The sequence below is a fragment of the Bacillus benzoevorans genome, assembly GCF_014207535.1.
In the GTDB taxonomy this organism is placed as follows: domain Bacteria; phylum Bacillota; class Bacilli; order Bacillales; family Cytobacillaceae; genus Bacillus_BD; species Bacillus_BD benzoevorans.
This window is the reverse complement of record NZ_JACHGK010000001.1, coordinates 34,240-57,825: the sequence shown is the minus strand read 5'-3', so window position 1 is coordinate 57,825 and position 23,586 is coordinate 34,240. Positions and strand designations below refer to the sequence as shown.

At 40.1% G+C, this 23,586-nt stretch carries 20 protein-coding genes; 11 read left to right on the top strand and 9 right to left on the bottom strand.

Annotated features, from left to right (window positions below; translation table 11 throughout):
• Window positions 1-39 precede the first annotated feature (39 nt).
• The 4 genes from HNR53_RS00335 to HNR53_RS00320 all read right to left on the bottom strand — a co-directional run bounded on the left by HNR53_RS00335 (window position 40) and on the right by HNR53_RS00320 (window position 6,589).
• Window positions 40-3,030 carry an AAA family ATPase gene (locus HNR53_RS00335; RefSeq protein ID WP_184521379.1) on the bottom strand — a complete coding sequence of 997 codons (2,991 nt, stop codon included), beginning with the start codon at window positions 3,028-3,030 and terminating at the stop codon, window positions 40-42.
• 15 nt (window positions 3,031-3,045) lie between these two features.
• Complete coding sequence (locus HNR53_RS00330) at window positions 3,046-4,263, bottom strand: metallophosphoesterase family protein (protein WP_184521377.1); 1,218 nt, start codon at window positions 4,261-4,263, stop codon at window positions 3,046-3,048.
• A gap of 180 nt (window positions 4,264-4,443) precedes the next feature.
• Window positions 4,444-5,697, bottom strand: coding sequence for an ABC transporter permease (locus HNR53_RS00325; protein WP_184521375.1), 1,254 nt, complete (start codon window positions 5,695-5,697; stop codon window positions 4,444-4,446).
• The gene (locus HNR53_RS00320; RefSeq protein ID WP_184522700.1) at window positions 5,690-6,589 is read right to left on the bottom strand and encodes an ABC transporter ATP-binding protein; all 900 of its coding nucleotides are present in this window, start codon (window positions 6,587-6,589) and stop codon (window positions 5,690-5,692) included. The genes HNR53_RS00325 and HNR53_RS00320 overlap by 8 nt, the downstream gene beginning before the upstream one ends.
• Window positions 6,590-6,722: 133 nt before the next feature.
• On the opposite strand from HNR53_RS00320, the gene HNR53_RS00315 reads away from it, so the two are divergent.
• The gene (locus tag HNR53_RS00315; protein WP_184521373.1) at window positions 6,723-6,968 is read left to right on the top strand and encodes a hypothetical protein; all 246 of its coding nucleotides are present in this window, start codon (window positions 6,723-6,725) and stop codon (window positions 6,966-6,968) included.
• On the opposite strand, the gene HNR53_RS00310 is transcribed toward HNR53_RS00315, so the two are convergent.
• The 3 genes from HNR53_RS00310 to HNR53_RS00300 form a co-directional block, all read right to left on the bottom strand.
• Entirely contained in the window at window positions 6,949-8,442 is a 1,494-nt protein-coding gene (locus HNR53_RS00310; RefSeq protein ID WP_184521371.1) for a coproporphyrinogen III oxidase, read from the bottom strand. The genes HNR53_RS00315 and HNR53_RS00310 overlap by 20 nt on opposite strands.
• Before the next feature lie 143 nt (window positions 8,443-8,585).
• The gene (locus HNR53_RS00305) at window positions 8,586-9,452 is read right to left on the bottom strand and encodes a Cof-type HAD-IIB family hydrolase (RefSeq protein WP_184521369.1); all 867 of its coding nucleotides are present in this window, start codon (window positions 9,450-9,452) and stop codon (window positions 8,586-8,588) included.
• 219 nt (window positions 9,453-9,671) lie between these two features.
• Window positions 9,672-10,025 (bottom strand): YlbF family regulator, encoded by a 354-nt coding sequence (locus HNR53_RS00300; protein WP_184521367.1) that lies wholly within the window; start codon window positions 10,023-10,025, stop codon window positions 9,672-9,674.
• A gap of 196 nt (window positions 10,026-10,221) precedes the next feature.
• Between HNR53_RS00300 and HNR53_RS00295 the strand changes: the two genes are divergently transcribed.
• Complete coding sequence (locus HNR53_RS00295) at window positions 10,222-10,389, top strand: hypothetical protein (RefSeq protein WP_184521365.1); 168 nt, start codon at window positions 10,222-10,224, stop codon at window positions 10,387-10,389.
• A gap of 60 nt (window positions 10,390-10,449) precedes the next feature.
• On the opposite strand, the gene HNR53_RS00290 is transcribed toward HNR53_RS00295, so the two are convergent.
• A complete protein-coding gene (locus HNR53_RS00290; RefSeq protein ID WP_184521363.1) occupies window positions 10,450-10,692 on the bottom strand; it encodes a hypothetical protein in 243 nt (80 codons plus the stop codon).
• A 285-nt stretch (window positions 10,693-10,977) separates the two neighbouring features.
• Between HNR53_RS00290 and HNR53_RS00285 the strand changes: the two genes are divergently transcribed.
• The 9 genes from HNR53_RS00285 (at window position 10,978) to corA (ending at window position 22,439) form a co-directional block, all read left to right on the top strand.
• Window positions 10,978-11,178 carry an alpha/beta-type small acid-soluble spore protein gene (locus tag HNR53_RS00285; RefSeq protein WP_184521361.1) on the top strand — a complete coding sequence of 67 codons (201 nt, stop codon included), beginning with the start codon at window positions 10,978-10,980 and terminating at the stop codon, window positions 11,176-11,178.
• 568 nt (window positions 11,179-11,746) lie between these two features.
• Window positions 11,747-12,625: a cation diffusion facilitator family transporter gene (locus tag HNR53_RS00280; RefSeq protein WP_184521359.1), complete on the top strand. Its 879-nt coding sequence runs from the start codon at window positions 11,747-11,749 to the stop codon at window positions 12,623-12,625.
• A 68-nt stretch (window positions 12,626-12,693) separates the two neighbouring features.
• A complete protein-coding gene (locus HNR53_RS00275; protein ID WP_184521357.1) occupies window positions 12,694-13,251 on the top strand; it encodes a GNAT family N-acetyltransferase in 558 nt (185 codons plus the stop codon).
• 627 nt (window positions 13,252-13,878) lie between these two features.
• Window positions 13,879-15,261, top strand: a complete 1,383-nt coding sequence (locus tag HNR53_RS00270; RefSeq protein ID WP_184521355.1) for a hemolysin family protein — start codon at window positions 13,879-13,881, stop codon at window positions 15,259-15,261.
• A gap of 267 nt (window positions 15,262-15,528) precedes the next feature.
• Window positions 15,529-16,932, top strand: coding sequence for a cytochrome ubiquinol oxidase subunit I (locus tag HNR53_RS00265; protein WP_184521353.1), 1,404 nt, complete (start codon window positions 15,529-15,531; stop codon window positions 16,930-16,932).
• Window positions 16,919-17,932, top strand: coding sequence for a cytochrome d ubiquinol oxidase subunit II (cydB, locus tag HNR53_RS00260; RefSeq protein WP_184521351.1), 1,014 nt, complete (start codon window positions 16,919-16,921; stop codon window positions 17,930-17,932). The genes HNR53_RS00265 and cydB overlap by 14 nt, the downstream gene beginning before the upstream one ends.
• On the top strand, window positions 17,932-19,665 hold the full coding sequence (cydD, locus tag HNR53_RS00255; protein ID WP_184521349.1) for a thiol reductant ABC exporter subunit CydD: 1,734 nt from the start codon (window positions 17,932-17,934) through the stop codon (window positions 19,663-19,665). Before cydB ends, cydD begins: the two co-directional genes overlap by 1 nt.
• Complete coding sequence (gene cydC / locus HNR53_RS00250) at window positions 19,665-21,395, top strand: thiol reductant ABC exporter subunit CydC (RefSeq protein WP_184521347.1); 1,731 nt, start codon at window positions 19,665-19,667, stop codon at window positions 21,393-21,395. The genes cydD and cydC overlap by 1 nt, the downstream gene beginning before the upstream one ends.
• Window positions 21,396-21,488: 93 nt before the next feature.
• Window positions 21,489-22,439, top strand: coding sequence for a magnesium/cobalt transporter CorA (gene corA / locus HNR53_RS00245; protein WP_184521345.1), 951 nt, complete (start codon window positions 21,489-21,491; stop codon window positions 22,437-22,439).
• A 47-nt stretch (window positions 22,440-22,486) separates the two neighbouring features.
• Here corA and HNR53_RS00240 read toward each other — a convergent pair whose 3' ends face one another.
• Window positions 22,487-23,509 (bottom strand): AI-2E family transporter, encoded by a 1,023-nt coding sequence (locus HNR53_RS00240; RefSeq protein ID WP_184521343.1) that lies wholly within the window; start codon window positions 23,507-23,509, stop codon window positions 22,487-22,489.
• Window positions 23,510-23,586: the final 77 nt, after the last annotated feature.

The window sequence follows — 23,586 nt, the reverse complement described above, 5'->3', positions numbered from 1 at the left end:
AGACTGGTAAACATTCTTTAAGGTCTCCTTTTTACATGATTATTTTTCGGCAACTGCCTTATGAATCGGATTCAATACAATGATATCTTCTTGATTAAAATATTTTAAGAGATGTTTGTGACAGGTAAAAAACAAAATCTGATGTCCATGCAGCTGCTTAAGCAGCTGCATCATTTTTTCCGTTCTTTTGGCATCAAAATTAACGAAACTGTCATCAATAATGATCGGGAATTTAAATTTCTCATACACCGTCACAGCAAGCGCCAAACGGATGGATACATAGATTTGTTCCGTGGTTGCCTGGCTGAGCTCATTTGCCTCAAATAGAACCTGGCTGCTGTTTTCAATCAAAAAACCGCTGCCCTCACTCTTCGGAATAATCCGTTTATACTTCCCGTCTGTTAAAAAAGATAAAAATCTTTGAGCCATACCAAGCATTTTCGGCAGCCGTTCTTCTTTAAAGATTTGCACTGTTTTATACAGCATCTCTTTAGCAGTCATAAACACGGCCCATTCACGTGCTTCCCGTGCCAAATCACTTTGCAGCAGCTTAAAATGATGGAGTAATTCAGCATAGGTGCCTCCATCCTCCAGCAATTGAATTTTATATTTTAATTGCGCCAATTCATCATGCAGCTTATTCTGTAATTCAGTATCTGTTTCAATTTTTTCCTTCGTTTCATGAACCACTGTCTCCAGCTGAGTTTCATTTAACAGCTCTCCATGCTCATAGTCATTTAGTGAAAGCATTTTTAACTGAAGTGAGACATGTTCCAGCTGCTGCAGCAATTCTTTTCGATAGGCCGCTTTGCGCGCTGTCTCACGGAATAGCTCTTCATTGTCACATGCAGCATGGACCAAAAGGGTATTCCTTTCTAGAATTAAACGTTCCCGCTCTGCTTCAAGCTCTTTGAATTCCTCTTCAAGCCGATTGAACTGCTCCCTTTTCTCCGCAAATTTAATTCTCTTTTCCAATTCGAAGCGGACCCTTTTCTTTAAGGATAGAACCGCCTCCTGAACAGAAAAATGCGCATCGGGTAAAAACTGCGCTGTCAACTGCTGCAGCGGCTCATACAGGTTCTTGATTATATTTTCATTTGCTGATAATTGCTGCACAATATATAACTTTTCCTGAACATTTCGTTTTAAATCATCAACAATTTGAAAGGCATCGAATAGATAGCTCAAGGCAATCCGCTCTGGGATATTCAACTCCCTGCCGGCCGAAAGTAACTGTGTTTTCAATTCTGCCATTTCGCTTTCCCAATGTTCAAATTGATCAATAACACGATCATATTGCAGCTGTTGTTCCTCAAGTTTGACCATTAGTCCATATAACCGTTCCTGCAGCATTTCGTCCCGTTTCAGATTTTGCCGCAGCCATTCGATCTGTTCATCCGGCTTGTTCAGCTTTTCCCTGTGCTCGGATTCCACCCTCTGCCATTTTTGAATTTCCTCCTGTAGATGGTGATCCTCTGAACGGGATTGGTTTTTCCAGAGGAAAAAGAGGGCAAATAAAAATCCCATGCCTCCTGCTGCCAGCATAACGATCAGATCTGCCAGCCACCCCCCCAAGATCAGAATGGCAAACAAAATAAGAAAAACGAAATACTGCTTTCTTTCCCTGCTTCTCGTATTTTCCGCCTGTTTAAGCGATTGACTAAGTAGTGATTGTCTCTCTTTCACTTCCTCAAGTCTTGCTAAGACGGTTTCCTTTGTTCCCGAGGCAGCCAGCTGTTCTTCCAGCCTCTGACGTTCATCTTTTGGCATTACTTCGTTTTTCAGCGCTGCGGCGCTGTTCTCCAGTTCCTCTAATCGGCTTTTCTCTTTTTGAAACTGTTCATCAAGCTCACGTTTTTTTTCATTGAGGCGCTTTTGATTGGCCATTAATTGCGACGCCTGTTCCCGCATAAAAATACTTGTATCTGCATTCAGAATATCCTCCTCCCTGAAATGGTGATGAAGTTTACTCTGTAAAAATGTCATTTCCTCTTCGATTTTCTGCAGCTTGACCTGGAGCTGCAGATTTTCCTGCTCCCGCTGCTCAAGCAGCTTCAGACTCTCGGATGCTCTGTTAAGTTCCTGCTCTTTATCAATCAAGGTAAAATTAGGCTCTATTTCGTTTAATTCAGCTTTTAAGTTTTCCATTCGCTTCCTAAGAATGGCCATTTTTCTTTCCAATGAACTGTTTAGCTCCAGTAAATGTTCCAGCTGACCAAGTCCATTTTCAGGAAACGTAATATCTCCTGTCTGTTCTAGTTCTTCGCGAAGAATTTTTTCCTGTCGCAGAAGCGGTTCTGCCTTTATCATTTCCTCATAACGTGTTAATTGCCGTGACAGCCTGACAGCACGATCCCGCATTTCTTCCATTTGCCGCTCAACAGCTTCCTGTTTTCTGACTAAATTCATGTACTGTCCGTTATTTTCTTCTGCTTTTCTCAGTTCATTCCACACCTGGCGCAATTCCTTCAGCTTTGTATTCAGCACTGGATTTCTGCCATTTGGCTTATAGCGCATGTCTAATGCTTTATTTAAGTCATTTTCCGCCTTAACCAGCTTGTCTGAACCAATGACACCTGTCGAAAATAAAAACCGTCCAAGCTCCTCCCCTTTCATTTGATGAACATTTTGCAGCCCGTGTAAATTAAAGGAATAGACAGCCTGAAACGTATTTTTATCAATGGATGATAAAAGCTCCTTTAAAAGCTCCTCACTGCCTGTACGTCCGTCATCTAAACTTACTGAAACATCACCTGCGGCCTTTCCCTTTACACGCTCAATAACAGCCTTCCGGTTCCCCGGAAAGATAACCGTTAATGTTCCGCCGTATTTAGCCCCTTTTTTAGGTTCATAGCGAAGTTCTGACTGCTGCTTTGTTGGAAAGCCAAATAATATGCTGTGAATGAAAGACATAATGGTTGACTTTCCTGCCTCATTTTCGCCAAAAAATACTTGAGAATGGTGCGAGAGAGAAAAAGTAATATTTTCGAACTTACCATAGCCATATATAATGATTTCTATAATTTTCACCGTGTCACCGCCAATCTAATCGTGCTGCAATAATTGAATCAATGTTTGTAAAGCTTGCTCCTGCAGTGTGCGTTTTTCCTCTTCTGTCATCTCTGGTAAAAATCTTCGCGCTGCTGGATTCTCATAAAGTATACGGGTGCTTTCCGTGACGTGATTATTTGCATCGAAGGTACGAAACAACTCTTGATAAAAATCCGATTCTTGCTCTAGTTCTTCCCGATTCCATTGGAGGCTTTGTCCCACTTCGATGGCAACAGGCCAAACAAACCCTTCTTCTTCACTTTCTTCCTCCTGCAAAGCTTGCAGCAGTTCGCCATTTATGACGGCTGCAAGCTCTTTTTCTGCCAAGCGGATACTGCTTAATCTGAGCGTAAGCAGAACACCTTTCGTGAATGAGCGTTTTTTCTCCATTTCCTGTAAACAAAGCAAATACAGGTCTTGAAAGCTGTGTACCTCCCGGGAATCAATCATGCATTCTTCCCACAATACATCGGAGGTTTCAATAAACTCCAGCTTCGTTTCCCCTGCCGTGAGAGTCACTAAATAACAGCCCTTGCTGCCACTTTCCTTTTTATTTCTTCCTTGTATATTCCCGGGATAGACAATATAAGGCATTTCATTGAGCAGTTCCCGTTTATGGATATGGCCGAGCGCCCAATAATCGAATTTTTTCGCAAGGAGATCTTTGATTTGAAAAGGGGCATAACGCGCATGTTCACCCGCTCCACCACCATACCCGTGCAGAATTCCGATATCAAAGTCCGCCCCTTCCTGTTTTACATATTCCGCCATTCTGTTTTCTGTCACATGACGCACTGGATAACTAAAGCCATATAAATGGGCTGAAGTATCTTCTTTTCTAAATATCTTTATTTCTACTTCATCCTTAAAAATATGGACATTCTCCGGCAAATCAAGATGGATCCACTTCCCATTTAAATGATCGTGATTGCCGTAAACCACATAGACTTCAATTTGATGTTCAGATAATCTCATCATTTCTTTGCGCAGCCTGGTTTGCGCCCGTACACTCCGGTCCTCTTCATCAAATAAATCACCGGCCAGAATGACGAAGTCCACTTTGTGCTCAATAGCAGCATCTGTTAACTTTCTTAAAGCCGTGAATGTACTTTCTTTAATCCGTTCAAATATCTTCTTCGGCAATTGTGACAGTCCTGTCATCGGACTGTCCAGATGCAAATCTGCTGCATGTATAAAAGTAACTTTTTTCATTTTTATTCTTTACCCCATTTTTTCTATTTAAAGAAAAGTATCGATCTGTTTCATTTTACCATCCCCGCAAGTCGAATGCACGTTCTGATTGATTTGTGTAAAAAACAGTCTTTCCTTTTTACAGTAAAAATAGACGCAAAAGGAGAGACTGTTTCCTGAAATTTAGTATATTACTCTTTTTTATTCATCTTTCGTCAACTGCAATGCTTTTTTTATATCTTTAAACGAATTGGATTTTCCGTACATTAAGACGCCGCCTTTGTAGACTCTTGCCCCAAAAGCAGCAAGAAGGATAATCGAAACGATGAGAATCAGAATCCCCGCAATCGGCTCCCATACCGGCAAGTTAAGCATCCCCACCCTCATGAACATCAGCATCGGTGTGAAAAACGGGATATACGATGTAACCGTAATGAAGGTCGTATCAGGCTGACTTAGACCAAACATCGCAATCATAAAGCCGGCCACAACAGCGAAGGTCATCGGGGTGATCATTGACTGCACATCTTCTATTCTGCTGACTAACGACCCGAGCAAAGCGGCCAGCGTAGCGTACAGAAAATAACCGAGGATGAAGAAGATCACCGCATAAATTATCGTGGACAAAGGGATATTTTGAAATCCGAGAAATTCAAAAAATCCCCCTTCCATTGATTTAAGATTTCGTTTAACAAAGTAATAGCCAACCCCTAAAAGAAGCACCAGCTGCGTTAAGCTTAACAAGCCGATCCCGATAATTTTTCCAAACATTTGTTTAATCGGCGAAACGCTGGAAATTAAAATTTCCATTACCCGGGATGATTTCTCAGTCGCCACCTCCATGGCAATCATGTTGGCATACATTACCACAGCAAAGTAAATGAGGAACAATAACACATATACCAAACCGCGGGCCTCACTTAATTCCTCCTGCGTTTTTGCATTCTTTTTCAATGCCACCCGTTCAAAGACGGGCGGCTCATAGATTTTCGCCAATTGGTCAGGTGTCAGCTGTAATTGAGAGGCCGCGAGCTGAACCTTTATTTGCTGTACTCCGGATTCTAACGCACCCGGCAAGACAAAATCAGCCACATTTAATGATTTATATGTGGCTTGCGGAAGATGATTTTGATCAAAATCAAGAATCAACACTCCTTCATATTTTTCAGCCGCTACTTCATTCTCTGCCTCCGCCACTGTTTTGCTATACTTTTCAATTTGCAGATCCGGGTTTATCGATTTCATCTGCGTCACAAACAGAGGAAAGATTTGCTCCGTTTCATCAATTACAGCTATTTTATCCGCAGCTTCATCCTTGCTGAAATAGCCAATGATATTCGTCATGTTGGTCAGAGCAATAAAGATAAGTGCGGTAATAATCGTCGTCAAAATAAAGGACTTTGTTTTTAATTTGCTTACATATGTATGGACAAGAATCGTCCAAAAGCTACTCATAAGAAGCACCTACTTTCTCGATAAAAATATCATTTAAAGATGGTTCTTCCAGTTCAAATTTAGAAATAAAACCTTTAGTGACAATGCTGTTGATGATTTGCTGTGCCACGGCTTCTTCTTTAATCTGCAGTGAGATGCCTTCAGCAGTTAGTTTTCCCTGAGTAACTCCAGGAAAATGAAGCATTTCATCTAAGGAAAAATCAGCATGAATAACGAGGTTTTTCCTCCCGTAGGCGCGTTTTATTTCTTTTAAAGCACCATGCACGACCGGTTTGCCTTTTTGTAATATGCAAAGATGCTCACACATCTCTTCAACATGCTCCATCCGGTGGCTCGAAAAGAGAATCGTTGTGCCATTCTCCTTAAGTTCTAATACAGCATCCTTTAATAATTCAACATTTAACGGATCCAGACCGCTGAATGGCTCATCCAAGATCAGAAGCTTTGGTTTATGAATCACAGCGGCAATAAATTGAATCTTTTGTTGATTGCCTTTCGAGAGCTCTTCTACCTTTTTGCCTGCATATTCAGGTACTTTAAAGCGATCCAGCCAATATACTAATTCCTTTAACGCTTCTTTTTTTGCCATTCCGCGAAGCTTGGCCAAATAAACCATTTGCTCATTCACCTTTAGTTTCGGGTATAAGCCTCTTTCTTCAGGCAGGTATCCAATGATCGGGCTGATCGAATAATCGACAGGCTCTCCATCCCAGGTCACGATTCCTGTACTTGGATTTAAAAGTCCAAGAATCATTCTAAACGTCGTCGTCTTACCGGACCCATTCGCCCCAAGGAACCCAAAGATTTCCTTTTCTGGTATCTTTAAGGATAGATGATCGACAGCAGTAAAGCTGCCGAAGCGCTTTGTTACCTCTTTCAATTCTAATACCATCATTCCGCCTCCTTTGTCTCCTTCTTTACGATTTCAGACGGGAAAGGTTCCAATATTCGCAAAACAAATTACACAATATGTCATTTTATACAAAGGCTGTGTTAAAGGTCAATGTTGATTTTGGAGGACTTTGTTGATTGGAGTGGAAGGCACGAAGACTCCTGCGGGAACAGCGAGACAGACGAGACCCCGCAGGCACGAAGTGGCGAGGAGGCTCGGCGGTCGCCCGCGGAAAGCGAAGTGCTTGGAACGGAAATCAACAACCAAGTTTAACAGAGCCTATACAAAAAAAGGAACAAGGCTGCCCTTGGAATTGCTCACACCAATTCCAGTACGGCAGCCTGCAGCATTCATTATTTTTACCCAAAAATTTCAGTGAGCACCTTGATTTTTTTATCAGCATAATGTTCATAGGAATCATGATAAGATTTTGGATCCTTTGGGTTGGCGAAATGAGTAATTTCCCCTGTTTCAGGATGAATAAATTTACTAGATGCCCCGCAGCCAAGACCCAAAATGGTCTGTTGTTCTTCCATGATCATGATATTATAGATACTTTCCTGTCCCTCGAGCGTGTAACCGACATTTTCGAGATTTCCCAGTATATTCTTCTGTCTGTATAAATAATAAGGAAAATAGCCATGTGTTTTCGTCCATGCTTCCGCTAAATCCATCATCTTTCCGATTTCATTCCGATCGGCAACTTTATATTTCTCCTTATGTTTTGTCATTTCCGATGCCCGTTTAAACGACAAAGTGTGGACAGTCAACGACTCCGGCATCAGCTTTTCGATTTCATCTAAGGTATAGGTGAACTCCGGCAGTCCCTCTCCCGGCAAACCAATAATCAAATCCATATTGATATTGTTCATCCCCATATCACGCGCAAGCTGAAATTTCTCTTTCGTTTCCACAACAGTATGATGCCGGCCAATCGCCTTCAGCGTTTCTTGAATAAAGGATTGCGGATTCACGCTGATTCGATCAATTCCCCACTTCTGCATCACTTTCAATTTTTCGGGAGTAATCGTGTCAGGTCTTCCTGCTTCTACCGTTATTTCTCTGATTTTCTCTACATTGGGAAATGATTGATGCATTTCCTCATAGAGTAAATCCATTTCTTCTGCTGTAATACTTGTCGGTGTCCCGCCGCCAAAATAAACGGTCGTTATCTTAACATTATGCTCCTTTAACCAATTCCCAACCTTTCTCATTTCATAATGAAGCCCGCCCAAGAAGGAATCTACTGATCCCTGTCTGCCATTAATTGCATAGGCAGGAAATGTACAATAGGCGCATTTTGTCGGACAGAAGGGAATCCCAATATAGATACTTACTTCTTTTTTCAACTCATATAAATCAGGGACAGCTTTTAATTGCCGGTCCACGATTTCCTGCATTAACGCAATTTTTTCCCTTGATATCAAATATTTTTCATGAAGCCCCTGGTGGGCAATTTCTCTATCCACTTTTTCCTGCATTTTCCGGTGCAGCAGTTTAGTCGGCCGTACTCCGTTCAAAATCCCCCACTTTTGCGTAATCCCTGTCCATTCTTCCAGCAGGAGTAATTGAACCCGTACAACGGCGTTTTTTATTTGCTTAAAGCGGTCTTTTTCACCTATTGCTGGAAGCTGCGCTTTATACTCCGAGAAAAGTTCCTGCCCACCCTGATCCGTCAGCACTCCCTTGATTTCAGCAGAGGAGGGATCAACGGCAAGGGCAAACTTCAAGTTTAATTCCGCATCCTCCTTTTCTGCAAATACAACACTTGTTTCCTCAAAAAATAAATTAGCATTAAGCTGAAGCGGACGGATAAACCGTTCGTCCTCTAATCCTGATACAGATATATACAAACTAAATCACCTTTTCAATTTACTATAAATAGTTTACAAAATCGGCATATTTCGGTCAATGAATGCACAGTGGACTGCACTACAAGCAAAAAAGCCCGGAAGCGGATACGGTCCACCCGAAGCTTTTTCTTTCATCCTCTATTTTATTTAATAATATTCATCTTTCTTAAAAACTGAATCGGCTGCTGTTTGCGGAAATGTTCCTTCACCATATATGCAACACCCTTTTGATTTTGCGAACGGGTGACCCAGTCTGCCGCTCTTTTTACCTCAACCGGTGCATTTCCCATTGCTACACCAAGACCGGAGCCTTCAATCATTTCAATATCATCATAATCATCACCGATACAAACAATTTGATTTCGCGAAATACCGAGTCTTCCTGCTAAATAGAGCAAGCCGCTCCACTTTGACACATCTGCAGGTATAATGTCTAAACGGAAATCATTTATTTTAAGGCAGTCCACTTCATGAAACATATTTTGAATCGCATCTTTTACATCGGATAAATCATCCTTATTTTCGAAATACGCCTCAATAGTAAGTGGATTTGCCGGTTCATCTACAACAGTATCACCAATCGAATCAACAAATTGCTGCGAGTAGAATATGGGATCATTTGAAGTAAATACAGTTTTGGCCAGCAGATTATGCTGCAGTTTATATTTGTTGGCCAAAGAGAAATTTTCATGTACGAGCCGGATTTGGCAGGGAAATCCTTCGAGGAGACGAACAATATCATATGTTGTATGAGGCTCAAGCTTTTTCTCATATGCAGGTCTTCCTGCTTCCTTTGCAATATACCCGCCCCCATGTGTGATAAGGAGCGAATCCAGTTTCAGTGCCTTCGCTACTTTGCTTGCGGAAGCGAATGTCCTGGATGTAACGAGGGTTACATAGATGCCCTTATTCTGAACGTAATCAATCGCTTCCTTCGTTATTTTATGAATCCTTCCATTTGTGTGCAAGAGCGTTCCATCAATATTGATGGCAAGCATTCTGTAGATCATCCAATTTGCCTCCTAGTCTCGGTGTTGTGAACCCTATACATTAGTATTATGAAAGACAACGAATGAATAGAACTTACCTCCCAAGGACAAACACAGCCCTAAAAACAAAAGGTACCAGGCACCACAATACTGTATCTACTATCACTTTGCAATTTAAGCATTGGATATAGATATATTGTGAATTCCTGATACCTTACAGGGCGGCCCCTGCCATCATTTTTAACCCATCATAGGACCGTAGAGTTCTTCAAGCGGTTTAAGGATAATTTTATTTAATTCTGCAATAATCATACTCATACGCTGCTCAGCTTCCATCAACTGCGAAATTTTCGGATGCTGCTGAACAAGTGCCACTATCTGCTGCGCCTGTTCTACTTCCTGCTGGGTGATTTCCTGCCCCATCATTTGCCTCTGCTGCATCTGCATCTGCATCTGGCGGAAGTTTTCAAACATTTGCTTTGCAGATGGATCGGCATTCACTTCTTCATATAATCTCCTAAGTGTTTGATATTCATCACTATTCCGTATTGCCTTTTCCATTTCATAGGCGCTATCATGTAAATTTACAGCCACGAATGTTCAACTCCCTTTGCATAATTCACTTAACTGTATCAGACATTATGTTTCATTACTACCAAAACAAACCATTCCTTTTCACCTTATGCAAAAAAGACTTTCATAATACCCTAATATTTTATTATAAAGAAATGTATGACTTTTTCTTTATTACAGACTCTATTCTATAGGCATGTTGAAAGGAGGTTAACAAATGAAGGAAAAAGATTCGCGGTTTGAAGGTCGAGATGATTTGTTTATGGATGTTGATCGAATGATTAATGAAGGTTTAGCAGGCGGTATGGTTTATTCTGCCGCTGACAATACGAATATCGAAGAAGCTCGTGACCTTATACGTGAAACACCGCCAAATCAGAATTAATATCCCAGCAGCAAAGTGTCTGAACAGAATGAAAGCTTCAGACACTTTGTTCGTTTTTGGTTATTCCTTAACAAGAAAAGTGATTTCATATCCGCAATGGCTGCATTTCAAAAAATGGGGGCATAGTCTTCTTTCATAATCATCGGGATACCCGTCTTCAAGCTTCATTTGATCAATTTGCATATATGGACTATAATCGTCAAAATAATCCATGATTCTTCCCTTATCTTCGATGGTTTGACTACAAGCTGGACAGCTTAATTTAAGTTGCTGAAATCCATTACATACCGGACAAATCCCCATCAAATGCGCCTCCTTTTAAATGATAAATAACATATAAAAGTTGTTAATATTTACCTTCGCCTAATTGTGCATATCATTCAGGATTTTCTCCATAATAGAGAGTACAAAGGAGAAAACAGCAGCAAATAAACTCACTACAATAGTTTAACCGAAACGCAAAGGATTATGAGGTAATCTTTGTAAAATGTAAGGACTATGCATGGCAGCTTGATTCGTATCAATCAATTTGGTTCAATTCCAAAATAGTCCACCAAAAAAAAAATTACTGAAGGAGAGTGTGCATCAATGCCAAACAACAATTCTTCAAACCAATTACTAGTTCCAGGAGTACAACAAGCTTTAGATCAAATGAAATATGAAATTGCGAATGAGTTTGGGGTAAACCTTGGAGGAGACACAACATCTCGTGCAAACGGTTCAGTTGGAGGAGAAATTACGAAGCGCCTTGTTCAAATGGCTGAACAGCAGCTTGGCGGTACACGATAAGGCAGTCTTTTTTCAAGGAAAATTTAATAGTATATGGATAGAGCCCCCATTCCTTTGGGGGCTCTCTTAATGATTGCGGTTACAAATTAATCCCGTTGCAGTAATGTACCTACAATATAATATCCGAGTACCATAATACTTGCAATTGCCAAAGTAACTGTTAATGATTCCATGATAGGAGCACTCCCTTTCAAAAACATTTTTACCTCACATTACTATTTCAAAATTAACATAGAAAAACTGCTTTTCATTGACTCAATTCGCAATTTTTTGTGACACTTTTATATCTCATTGCAATATTTAACACATAAAGAAACAGGTTACATGCTTGTATTCTCCGGTTTAGATATTTAAGAATAAAATGAAATATTTTTACAATATAATTATAGTGTTTATGTTTTTTCCCTAAAGAAACTTTGTTTCATTCATTCAATAGACATGTATTCACGCGAAAATGTTTGTATAGACCCACTAGACGTCTATTTGATAAGGTAAAGATAAAGAAAACCGCATTAGACAAGGCATTTTTTCTTAAATATTGAATGGAAGCGTTTTGGGGGAGAACAGAATGGAAACAGAAGCCCAATTAAAAATGGGGGAAAAAGGTGCATGGCTTAGTATTTTCGCTTATATCTTTTTAGCAATAGTTAAGCTTGTAATTGGTCATTTTGGACAGTCTGAAGGACTGATGGCAGATGGTTTAAATAATACGACCGATGTGGTCTCATCTATCGCCATCCTAATTGGACTAAGAATTTCACAAAAGCCGCCGGATGAGAATCATTCATACGGACACTACCGAGCCGAATCGATTGCTTCACTTATCGCTGCATTTATTATGCTTACTGTCGGAATCCAAGTAATCATTGACGGAGTTGAAAGTTTTTTTTCCAACCAGACAGAAACACCTGATATGCTGACAGCTTGGACAGCTTTAACATGTGCAATGATTATGTATTTTGTCTATTTATACAATCTGAAATTAGGCAGAATAATCAACAGCCCGTCTATTAAAGCTGCCGCATATGATAACCGTTCTGACGCATTTGTCAGTATCGGCGCATTTATTGGCATTATCGGCACACAATTTGGTTTTCCTTTTCTCGATACAATAGCTGCGATCATTGTTGGCGTGATTATTTGCAAAACAGCCTGGGACATTTTCCGAGATAACGCTCATACTTTGACAGATGGAATCGACACAGCTCTCTTGTCTGGCATTGAACAAACGATTATCGAGGCACCCGGTGTTTTAAAAGTATCCACAGTCAAAGCCAGGACACAGGGAAACCAGATTCTTGTCGAAGCCACTATCAGTGTCGATCCAGACCTAAATGTGGTCGAAAGTCATGAGATTACAGAAAATATTGAAGAACAGCTTGATAAAAAACACCGTGTTTCTATAGTCATGATTCATATTGAACCTTATCAGACAGAGACAGGATGAGGTAAAATTCCCCTCATGAAAGGATAGCCGCGCTGCCTGTTAAGAGGGGGATCAAAGGGGAGATAGGCATGTTCACGTTAAAGGTAGATCATGAAATCGAATTACATCTGCTTCAGATTCAGGATAGTACGGAGCTTTTTGGGCTGGTGCAAAGGAATCGGTCACATTTGCGTCAATGGCTTCCATGGGTAGACAGCATGGTCTCTCCCCTCCAATATCATACAATCATTCCGGAATGGTTAAAACAATATGCAAACAACAATGGATTTCATGCGGGCATCCGTTTTAGAGGAAAATTAGCCGGAGTGATAGGTCTTCACTTTATTGACTGGTATAATAAGCAAACAACAATTGGCTATTATTTGGGTAAGGAATTTGAAGGTTATGGAATTATGACAAGGGCTGTAAAGGCATTACTCCACTATCTTTTTTCTCATTTGTACTTAAACCGTGTTGAGATCCGCTGCGGTGTTTTCAACCATAAAAGCAGAGCCATTCCAGAACGGCTCGGTTTTGTCTTGGAGGGCGTGATCCGGGACGGTGAATTTCTTTATGACCATTTCCATGATTTAGCTGTTTTCGGAATGCTGGCACGCCAATGGGCAGATAAGGTGAAACTTCCCTAAGTGGGGGTTTTCCTCCCCCCCACTTAGGGTTAGTCGCGCTGAGCCCGATTGGCTTTTCTAAGGGCTGAAACCCTTAGAAAAGACCTTATCTCACCAATCGGACCTTTACGGGCAGTTAGATCTCCCACCTAACTTCTTTTTGATTTTCAGATTATAGAGGCGGGAGTCTAACTGCCCGTTAAGAGTGGGATAAATCCCCTGATCAATATTAGGGGATTATTTCTTTTTTCTTCATATAAATGTATAAAAGCATTCCGCCGCTTTTTTCGTCATATACTATTCATAACACCCATTACGATCTGAACGTTTGACTGTATAGTTTATGTTACCGTATAATTAATGTATATATGCTTTGTTTCATATTGTTCCAAGTCTATGTTGCTTACGATTGTAATCACCTGGATAAATCGAGATTCGATAAACAAAGCCAAATGACTAAAGATCTGAGGTGGTATGATGGGGCATTTTATCAAAATGAAGTATTAGCCTGGCGGGCAAATGTTTCTACTACGACAATTGACTATTATACTAGCTTAGAATTATTTGAGACAAATAGTAATAAATGAAAATTTTTGAATTATCAGGAGGTGACTCCTTTCCTGTTAAAATCAGGATAAGGAAACTTATTTGGACATATTAAACTTGGTTATTATAGCCATTTTAATTGCTTTAACGGCATTTTTCGTTACTTCTGAATTTGCCATTGTTAAGGTAAGAAGTTCCAGAATCGATCAGTTAATTGAAGAAGGAAATAAAAGTGCTCTTTCAGTAAAAAAGGTCATTTCAAACCTGGATGAATATTTATCAGCCTGCCAGTTAGGTATCACGATGACAGCTCTTGGTATAGGAGCTCTTGGAGAGCCGACATTCGAGCATATTTTACATCCAATATTAGCATTTTTTAATCTACCAGAATCGTTAACTTCTATTCTTTCGATTGTGATCGCTTTTTCGATTATGACCTTTTTACATGTAGTTGTCGGAGAACTTGCACCGAAAACTGTCGCTATCCAAAAAGCGGAATGGATTACATTAATTACAGCGCGTCCTCTTATCATGTTCTATAAACTTATGTTCCCGGTCATCTGGCTGTTAAATGGCTCAGCGCGGTTAATCACAGGGCTATTCGGTCTTAAGCCTATATCGGAACATGAATTGGCGCATTCAGAAGAAGAACTAAGAATCATATTGTCGGAAAGTTATAAGAATGGCGAAATCAACCAATCTGAGTTTAAGTATGTAAATAAAATATTCGAGTTTGATAATCGCATAGCAAAAGAAATCATGGTTCCACGTACAGAAATTGTTTCTCTTGCAAAAGACGAAACATTGGAAACCTTTATGGCGATTATTAAAGAAGAAAAGTTTACCCGCTACCCAATTATTGACGGGGATAAGGACCATATTATCGGCATGGTCAATATGAAGGAGCTTTTAACGGATATATTAGACTATCAAGACTTAACGGCAAAAACACTGGAAACCTATATTCGCCCCATTATTAAGGTCATTGATACGATTCCTATTCATAGTCTGCTTGTCAAAATGCAAAAGGAACGGATTCATATGGCCATCTTAATGGATGAATACGGCGGTACGTCCGGTCTTGTTACAGTAGAAGATATTATCGAAGAAATCGTCGGTGAAATCCGTGATGAGTTTGACACAGATGAAGTACCAATGATTCGCAAAATTGAAGATGATCACTTTATCATTGATTCCAAAGTACTTGTATCTGAAGTAAACGATTTGCTTGGCCTTGAAATTAATGATGAAGACGTTGATACCATCGGCGGCTGGATCTTAACCGAAAATTACGAAGCCAAGCAAGGTGATGTGATTCAATTTGAATTATATTCATTTAAAATAGTAGATATGGAAGAACATCATATCAAATATATTGAAGTGACAAAACAGCAGGAAGTAAAGGAGAACCTGGAGAACTTTGAGCAGGGCGAAAATCCCCTTTCCTCCTCTGTCCCGTTAACTAAATCAGAAGTTTTCTATTAAAAATCGGCATTTTGCCGATTTTTTTGTTTATTGATAGGAATGTCCCCCCTCACCTCTGTTTATTTCTCTTTTTGAACTTTATTTATGAAAAAATGTATAATAATTGTACATTTTATTAACGTCAACAACTTCTATCACACAAAAACCCAGTTGCTAAAATTGTCACATTTACCCCTTCCAATGTTCACAACTTCACAAACTAGTTTTGTTAAAATCATTATAGAGGGTGATGAAAAATTCAGATTTTTTTAAAGGGGGTTTACAATAATGCAAGAGCTTATCTTAGCTCGAATTCAGTTTGCTTCAACAACTGTGTTCCACTTCATTTTTGTGCCATTGTCCATTGGTCTGGCATTTTTAGTGGCAGTCATGCAGACAATGTACATTGTTAAAAAGAAAGAAATTTACAAAAAGATGACAAAGTTTTGGGGGACATTCTTTCTCATCAATTTTGCTGTCGGGGTTGTAACCGGGATCATTCAGGAATTTCAATTTGGAATGAACTGGTCCGAATATTCCCGATTTATGGGGGACGTATTTGGAGCACCACTCGCCATTGAAGCGTTACTAGCGTTTTTTATTGAATCAACTTTCATTGGTCTATGGGTCTTTGGCTGGGACAAAATTAACGCAAAACTGCACTTAGCCAGCATTTGGCTCGTTTCATTTGCGACAGCCGTTTCCGCTTTCTGGATTCTGGCCGCCAACTCCTTCATGCAAAATCCTGTTGGATACGCGCTGCAAAATGGACGCGCCGAAACAAACGATTTCTTAGCAGTTATAACTAACACTAAATTATTGGTTGCTTTTCCGCATACCATATTTGCTGCACTGGCAACAGGCGCCTTTTTTGTTGCAGGAATCAGCGCTTGGAACTTCTTGAAAAAGCGCGACTTGGATTTCTTCAAACGTTCAATAAAGATTGCACTCATTATCGGCTTAATATCTACTGTGGGGATCGCATTCTCTGGTCATTCACAATCAACCTATCTTGTTGAAGCGCAGCCAATGAAAATGGCTGCAGCGGAAGGATTATATGAAGACAGCGGCGATCCGGCTGCCTGGACGGTATGGGCGAAAATTGATACGGAAAATAAAGAAGTAACAGGAACATTAGAAATCCCGTATCTTTTAAGCTACTTATCTTATGGAGAATTCACTGGAAAAGTAACGGGTATGAATACCCTTCAGACTCAATATGAAGAGCAGTTTGGTGCAGGAAATTATATTCCTCCCGTAAAAACAACCTTCTGGAGCTTCCGCATAATGGTTGCAGCCGGAGGAGCAATGATTCTGTTAAGCTTAGTCGGTTTAATTTACAGCCGCCGCAGAACCATTGAAAATAAAACTTTCTATTTGAAATTATTGGTTCCGGCCATATTTCTTCCTTATATTGCAAATACCTTTGGCTGGATCATGTCAGAAATCGGTCGTCAGCCTTGGATTGTAAATGGATTAATGAAAACGGCAGATGCTGTATCACCGAATGTTTCTGCGGGCTCAGTATTATTCTCACTCATTGCTTTCTCACTCGTTTATACATTATTAGGTGTGGCAACGGTTTATTTATTCGTTAAAGTAATTAAACAAGGTCCTCATGCAAAACCGAAAGATAATATTAATACGACGGATCCATTCAGCGCTGGGGGTGTAGAACATGCAACTAAGTGAGATATGGTTTATCCTTATCGGGGTGTTATGGATTGGGTTTCTGTTCTTGGAAGGCTTTGATTTTGGTGTCGGAATGAGTACAAAATTCCTTGCCAGAAATGATCTGGAAAGGCGAATGCTGATCAATTCAATCGGACCATTCTGGGATGCCAATGAAGTATGGCTGATCACCGCCGGTGGTGCTATGTTTGCCGCCTTCCCGAACTGGTATGCTACATTATTCAGCGGTTATTATTTGCCATTTGTCGTCCTTTTGTTAGCCTTAATCGCAAGAGGTGTGGCTTTTGAATTCAGGGGAAAAGCCGCTTCAGCTAAATGGGTCAAGACCTGGGATTGGTCCATCTTCCTCGGCAGCTTGCTTCCGCCGTTCTTAGTCGGCGTATTATTCACCAGCCTGATTAAAGGCGTGCCAATTGATCAAAATATGAATATGGCAGCAGGATTCTTTGATATTGTGAATGTTTACACCGTTGTGGGCGGTATTGCTGTGGTATTGCTTGCTTATATGCACGGTTTGATGTTTATCTCTTTAAAAACGACTGGTCCGCTCCGTGAGCGTGCCGCAACATCTGCAAAAAAAATCTATTTCGCCCTTGGCGCAGTACTGGTGCTCTTTGTCGTCCTAACAGGAATCTATACAGATACGTTAGCAGAAAAAGGTGCCATCTTAATCCCGCTGTACGCTGTGGTTATCTTACTTTACTTAGCCCTTTTCGGTTTTATGAAGACGAAAAAAGAAGGCTTCAGCTTTACGGCAACAGGTTTAATGATTGTTCTGGTAACGGCGTCATTCTTTATCGCCCTCTTCCCAAATGTGATGCTCAGTTCAACAGATGCAGCCTATAACTTAACGGTTTATAATGCAGCATCAGGAGATTACTCGCTTAAATTAATGACAATTATCGCCTTTACAATGGTACCGATTGTCCTTGCTTATACCATTTGGAATTATTACGTATTCCGAAAACGGATAACAGATAAGGAGCATTTAGAATACTAATGGATAAACATCTTTTCCACTATAAAGGCATAAAACAGCATATGTTCATAGTTGGAATACTGACTGTTCTCCAAGGGATAACGATTGTTTTCCAAGCCGTTCTCTTGGCAGCGGCTATTACAAATATGTTTAACGGGACAGCCTTCCAAGCTGTCCTTCCCTATTTTGCCGGCTTTGCAGCAGCTTTTCTAACCCGCCATTTTCTGCAATGGCTCAAAGAAAAAACAGCATTTCATTTTGCTGAGAAAATCTCATTTACCTATCAAAGCTTTCTGATTAAACAAATGTTCAAATTAGGTCCCCGCGGCATTGGCAAAAATGGTTCAGGAAATATGATTACCCTTGCTTTAGAAGGGATCCCAAAATTCTGTACGTATTTAGAACTATTTATTCCTCGGGCGATCGCGATGGCTGCCATCCCGATTGTATTACTAATTTATATTTACAGTGCCGATTCACCTTCTGGTATTGTCTTAACTTTAACGATGCCGATCATGATTATGTTTCTCATTTTATTAGGGGTGGCAGCACAAAAATACGCAAAGACGCAATGGAGCAGCTATCAGCTTCTAGCACGGCACTTTGTTGATTCGCTGCGCGGGCTTTTAACGTTAAAATATTTAGGGAAAAGTAAATCACATCAAGGGTCGATTGACAACATTAGCAATAAATATCGGATTGCCACCATCCGCTCCTTAAGAATCGCCTTTTTATCGAGCTTTTCGTTAGATTTCTTTTCCAGTCTCTCCATTGCCGTTGTGGCTGTCGAGCTTGGTCTGCGCTTAATTGATGGGACAATCGGTCTTCAGGCGGCATTAACGGTGTTGATACTCGCCCCGGAATATTTTCAGCCCATCCGCGATTTAGGAACTGATTACCACGCAACGATGGACGGAAAAGATGCCGGAAATCAAATTCACCGCTTATTGCAAAAGGATGCAGCAGAAGAACAACAGCCGGCACCACAAATAGAGCGCTGGACTTATGACAGCAGTCTTACCGTCAAAGAATTAAGTAAACGTTCTGAAGAAGAAAAAAAACCGATCCTTGAAAATATTAATTTCTCCATTAAAGGGTTCCAAAAGGTTGGCATCGTTGGAGCCTCCGGAGCAGGGAAATCCACTTTAATTGACCTATTATCCGGGTTTGCCAGACCTTCAACAGGTGAAATTTCAATGGATGGGGTAAAGATAAATAACTTCTCACATGCCGGATGGCAGGAGCAGATTATTTATATTCCACAGCACCCCTATATTTTTTCCGGTACAATCGCTGATAATATCAAGCTGTATGCCCCGGATGCTTCACGGGAAGAAATTGAGGAGGCAATAAAAGTAACCGGATTAACCGAATTTGTTGACAAGCTGCCCAATGGCTTAGATGAGCAGATTGGACAGGGAGGCAGAATGTTAAGCGGTGGTGAAGAACAGCGGATTGCCTTAACCCGTTCCCTCCTTCAGGAACGCCCGATTATGCTGTTTGATGAGCCTACCGCCCATCTGGATATTGAGACAGAACATGAGATTAAGCAAATGCTCCTGCCGCTGATGCAGCAAAGATTGGTCTTTTTCGCGACACACCGGTTACATTGGATGCGTGAAATGGATATTATTTTTGTCTTGGATAATGGAAAACTGGTGGAAATTGGTCATCATCATGAATTATTAATGAAAAAGGATTATTATTACCGGCTTGTTGCGGCACAAGGCGGAATATTAGGAGGGATGGATTGATGAAGCTTTATCAAACTTATATTAAACCTTATTTAATACAATATAGACAATCCATCCTCGCGGCAGTCTTCTTTGGGTTCCTAACCGCTGTCGGAGCGTCTATGCTGATTTTCGTCTCCGGATACTTAATTTCCCGTGCCGCAGAAAGACCGGAGAATATCCTAATGATTTATGTTCCCGTTGTTTTAGTGCGGACTTTCGGGATCTCGCGGGCTGTAACCCGTTATGCAGAACGTTTAGCCGGGCATAATGCTGTGTTAAAAATCCTTTCACAAATGAGGGTCAAATTATACAATGTTTTAGAACCACAGGCGCTGTTTTTGCGCTCCCGCTTTCAAACCGGTGATCTCCTTGGCACATTGGCAGATGATATTGAACATTTACAGGATGTGTATATTCGGACGATTTTCCCAATCCTGACCGCACTAACATTGTTTGTTTCAGCTTTCATCTCTCTTGCTTTCTTTGATTGGATTTTTGCCCTTTGGATTGCCTTTTGTTTAAGCATCATCATCCTAGTCTATCCGCTTCTTTCTTTATATTTTTGGAAAAAGCAGCAGATAGAACAGAAACAAAAACGAAGCCATCTTTATCGAACATTAACAGATGCTGTTTTCGGTCTTTCAGATTGGATGATCAGCGGACAAAAAGAACGGTTTATCAAACAGTTTTCGATTGACAGCATGGAAAGTAATCAAATGGACAAAAAGATACGCAATTGGAATCATTCTCGGACCTTTCAACTACAGTTCATTTCTGGTTTAGTCCTCATTACAACCGGTGTTTGGGCAGGTAACCAGGTACAGACCGGTGACTTAGCACCAGCTTATATTGCTGCATTTGTACTGGTCACTATCCCCATTGTAGAAACATTGATACCAGTATCACATGCGGTTGAACGGATTCCAGCCTACCATGAATCATTGCAGCGCCTGGACCATATTGCCCAGTTTGCACCGCATTCAGCAGCGGCAGATTTGCCAAATGTGCCCATCAGTGCGGCAGCGGATATTGAAATTAACAATGTTTATTTTCGTTATGAAAAGGAAGAAAAAGATGCCTTACAGCAAATTTCACTTTCGATTCCACAAGGAAAGAAAATAGCGGTTTTAGGCAAAAGCGGTGCCGGTAAATCTACATTGCTGCAATTATTACTGGGGGCACGAATCCCTTCCGCTGGTACAATCGAAATAAATGGCTGGCGTCCAGACGAATACGGTGATGCTATCTTTAAGATGGTTAGTGTATTGAATCAAAAACCCTATTTATTTGCCACCAGCGTAAAGAACAATATTCGCCTCGGAAATCAGACTGCAGCAGAAGAAGAAATTGAGCACGTCATTAGACAAGTAAATCTGGATGGGTATATCCATTCACTGTCAAAAGGGTTAAATACACATGTGGAAGAAACTGGTCAGCGCTTTTCTGGAGGAGAACGGCAGAGAATTGCGCTGGCACGGATATTATTAAACAATACACCGATCGTTATTTTAGATGAACCGACAGTTGGTCTTGACCCAAAGACGGAAAAGTTTTTATTAGATACGATTTTTACCGCCTTAAAGGATAAAACAATCATATGGGTGACGCATCATTTAATCGGCATTGAAAAAATGGATGAAGTTATTTTTATCGACAACGGAAGAATCACCATGCACGGGTCCCATAAGGAATTATTAAAAACAAATGAGCACTACCGTCAATTGTACAGATTAGATCGGGGATTATAAGACCCCCTCCGTCTGAATCAGAAATCGGCACCTGATGCTGATTTCTTTTTTTCGGTTTATAATGGAAGGACTCATACATAGGAGGCAGTAAAAATGATTAGGACAATCGCAGTGGATGAAGAAGGTTTATTGAAAAAAAACCTCCCCATTGAAACACTGATTGCAGAAGGTTTTTTATGGTATTGGATAGATTTTGATCAACCGGATGAAAAGGAAAATTTACTGCTGCGGGACTTGCTTCATTTTCATCCTCTGGCCATTGAAGATTGTATATACTGGCAGCAGCGCCCTAAGCTCAATTACTTTGAGGATCATACCTTCTTTATTACCCAGAGTATGAATCCATCCACTTTCACCAAAGAAGAATTGGACTTTTTTGTTGGCGATCATTTTATCGTTACGTATCATCATACACGGCTGGAAGAAGTAAATAAAATGTGGAGATTGTTTCATAATGAGGTAAATGTGAGGGAATGGGATTCGTATAAAGTCCTCCATTTTATGATAGATGAACTGGTAGACCAATACTTCCCTATTGCCTACGAAATCGAGGACACCTTAGGAAAAATTGATGAGAATTCGCAAAATGAATCGATGGAAACACTTCTAGAGGAACTGTTTGCTGCAAGACAAAAGCTGTTGATGTTAAGAAGAACGGTTTCCCCGATGAGAGATCTTGTCTACCGCATGTTAAACTCCCACCGTCTGCCAGGGATCATGAACCATCGGGAATATTTTTTAGACATTTACGATCATTTACTTAAATTATCCGAGATGATTGATGCCAATAGGGAGATTACGGCTGATATAAGAGACAGCTATCTCTCCTATAACTCCCATCAGACGAACCGGGTAATGAAAATATTAACTGTATTTACGACCATTTTTATGCCATTAACCTTTATTGCCGGTATTTACGGCATGAACTTTGCCAATATGCCTGAATTGCACTGGAAATATGGTTATTTTTCGGTCATGTTTATTATGGCTGGAATTGGATATGGTATGTATGTTTATTTTCAAAAAAAAGGCTGGTTTAAATAGCGGGTAAAATCCCCACAAAATCCAGAAAAAAGCTGAACCACCTAGGTTCAGCTTTTTATCTTGACCCTTCTCTCAGAATTGGTTACATCTAATACATCCAGCAAAAAGACGAATATTGGAATCCCGATAATTAATCCCCAAACCCCAAAGAAATGTTCTGAAAAAATCAACACAATAAACGTATAAAAAATCGGCAAATCCGTCTTCGAACTCATTAGTTTTGGATTCAAAATATATGCCTCAATTCCATGAATTATCGCAATCATGATTAAAACATATAAAACTTGAATAAAACCTCCAATACTGTACGCTATCAGGCTAAGAGGAATTAATGAAATAATGACACCGGCAACAGGAATTAATCCGAGAAAGAAAATCATCATTCCCAAGCCAAATATTTGCGGGAAGCCCATAATCGAAAGAGTGATAACAGACAACACGCAATTGACGATAGCAATAATAAATTGTGCCTCAATGACCTTTCCGAAAGTACGAACAAACTTACCAGCAAAAAATTCAATTTCATTATAGAAATCAGCTAGTTTACTTTCCTTAAATTGACGGGTAAATGCCACGAGTCTAGGTTTCTCCAGCAAAAAGAATAAACTGAGCAGCAAAGCAAGCAGCACTTGCATGGCAAATTGGCTAAAATTCGTAAAGTACTTCATCACAAAGGTAAGACCCTGCTCTAAATACTGAGAAATTTGGTTTTTCTCTAGAAGACCGACTAAATAATTGATCAAGATATTATCCTGCGGCTGCCGGTAAAATGCGGTAACCTGTTTAACCAGCTCCGTTATTTCAAAAATGATAATTGGTAAGTATTTCACAATGCCATAAGACAAAAAACCGACAATCGACGTATAAGAAATAATAACCGTCAGCTTTCGGTTTATATGAAGCTTTTTATAAACAATACTAACAAGCGAATTGATTAAAAATGTAAAAATAAATGTCAGCAGAATAAAGTTGATCATACTTCTCATACTGTACAAGACGAGAGCAATCAGAACCAATATAATGAATCGCTTAACACTCTTATTCTGTATTATTTTTGTAAGTTCATCCATGCCTCGGGTCCCCTTTATATCTTTACTATACTACATTCTCGTTTTTTTCATAATACATACATTTTATCCTTTTTTTT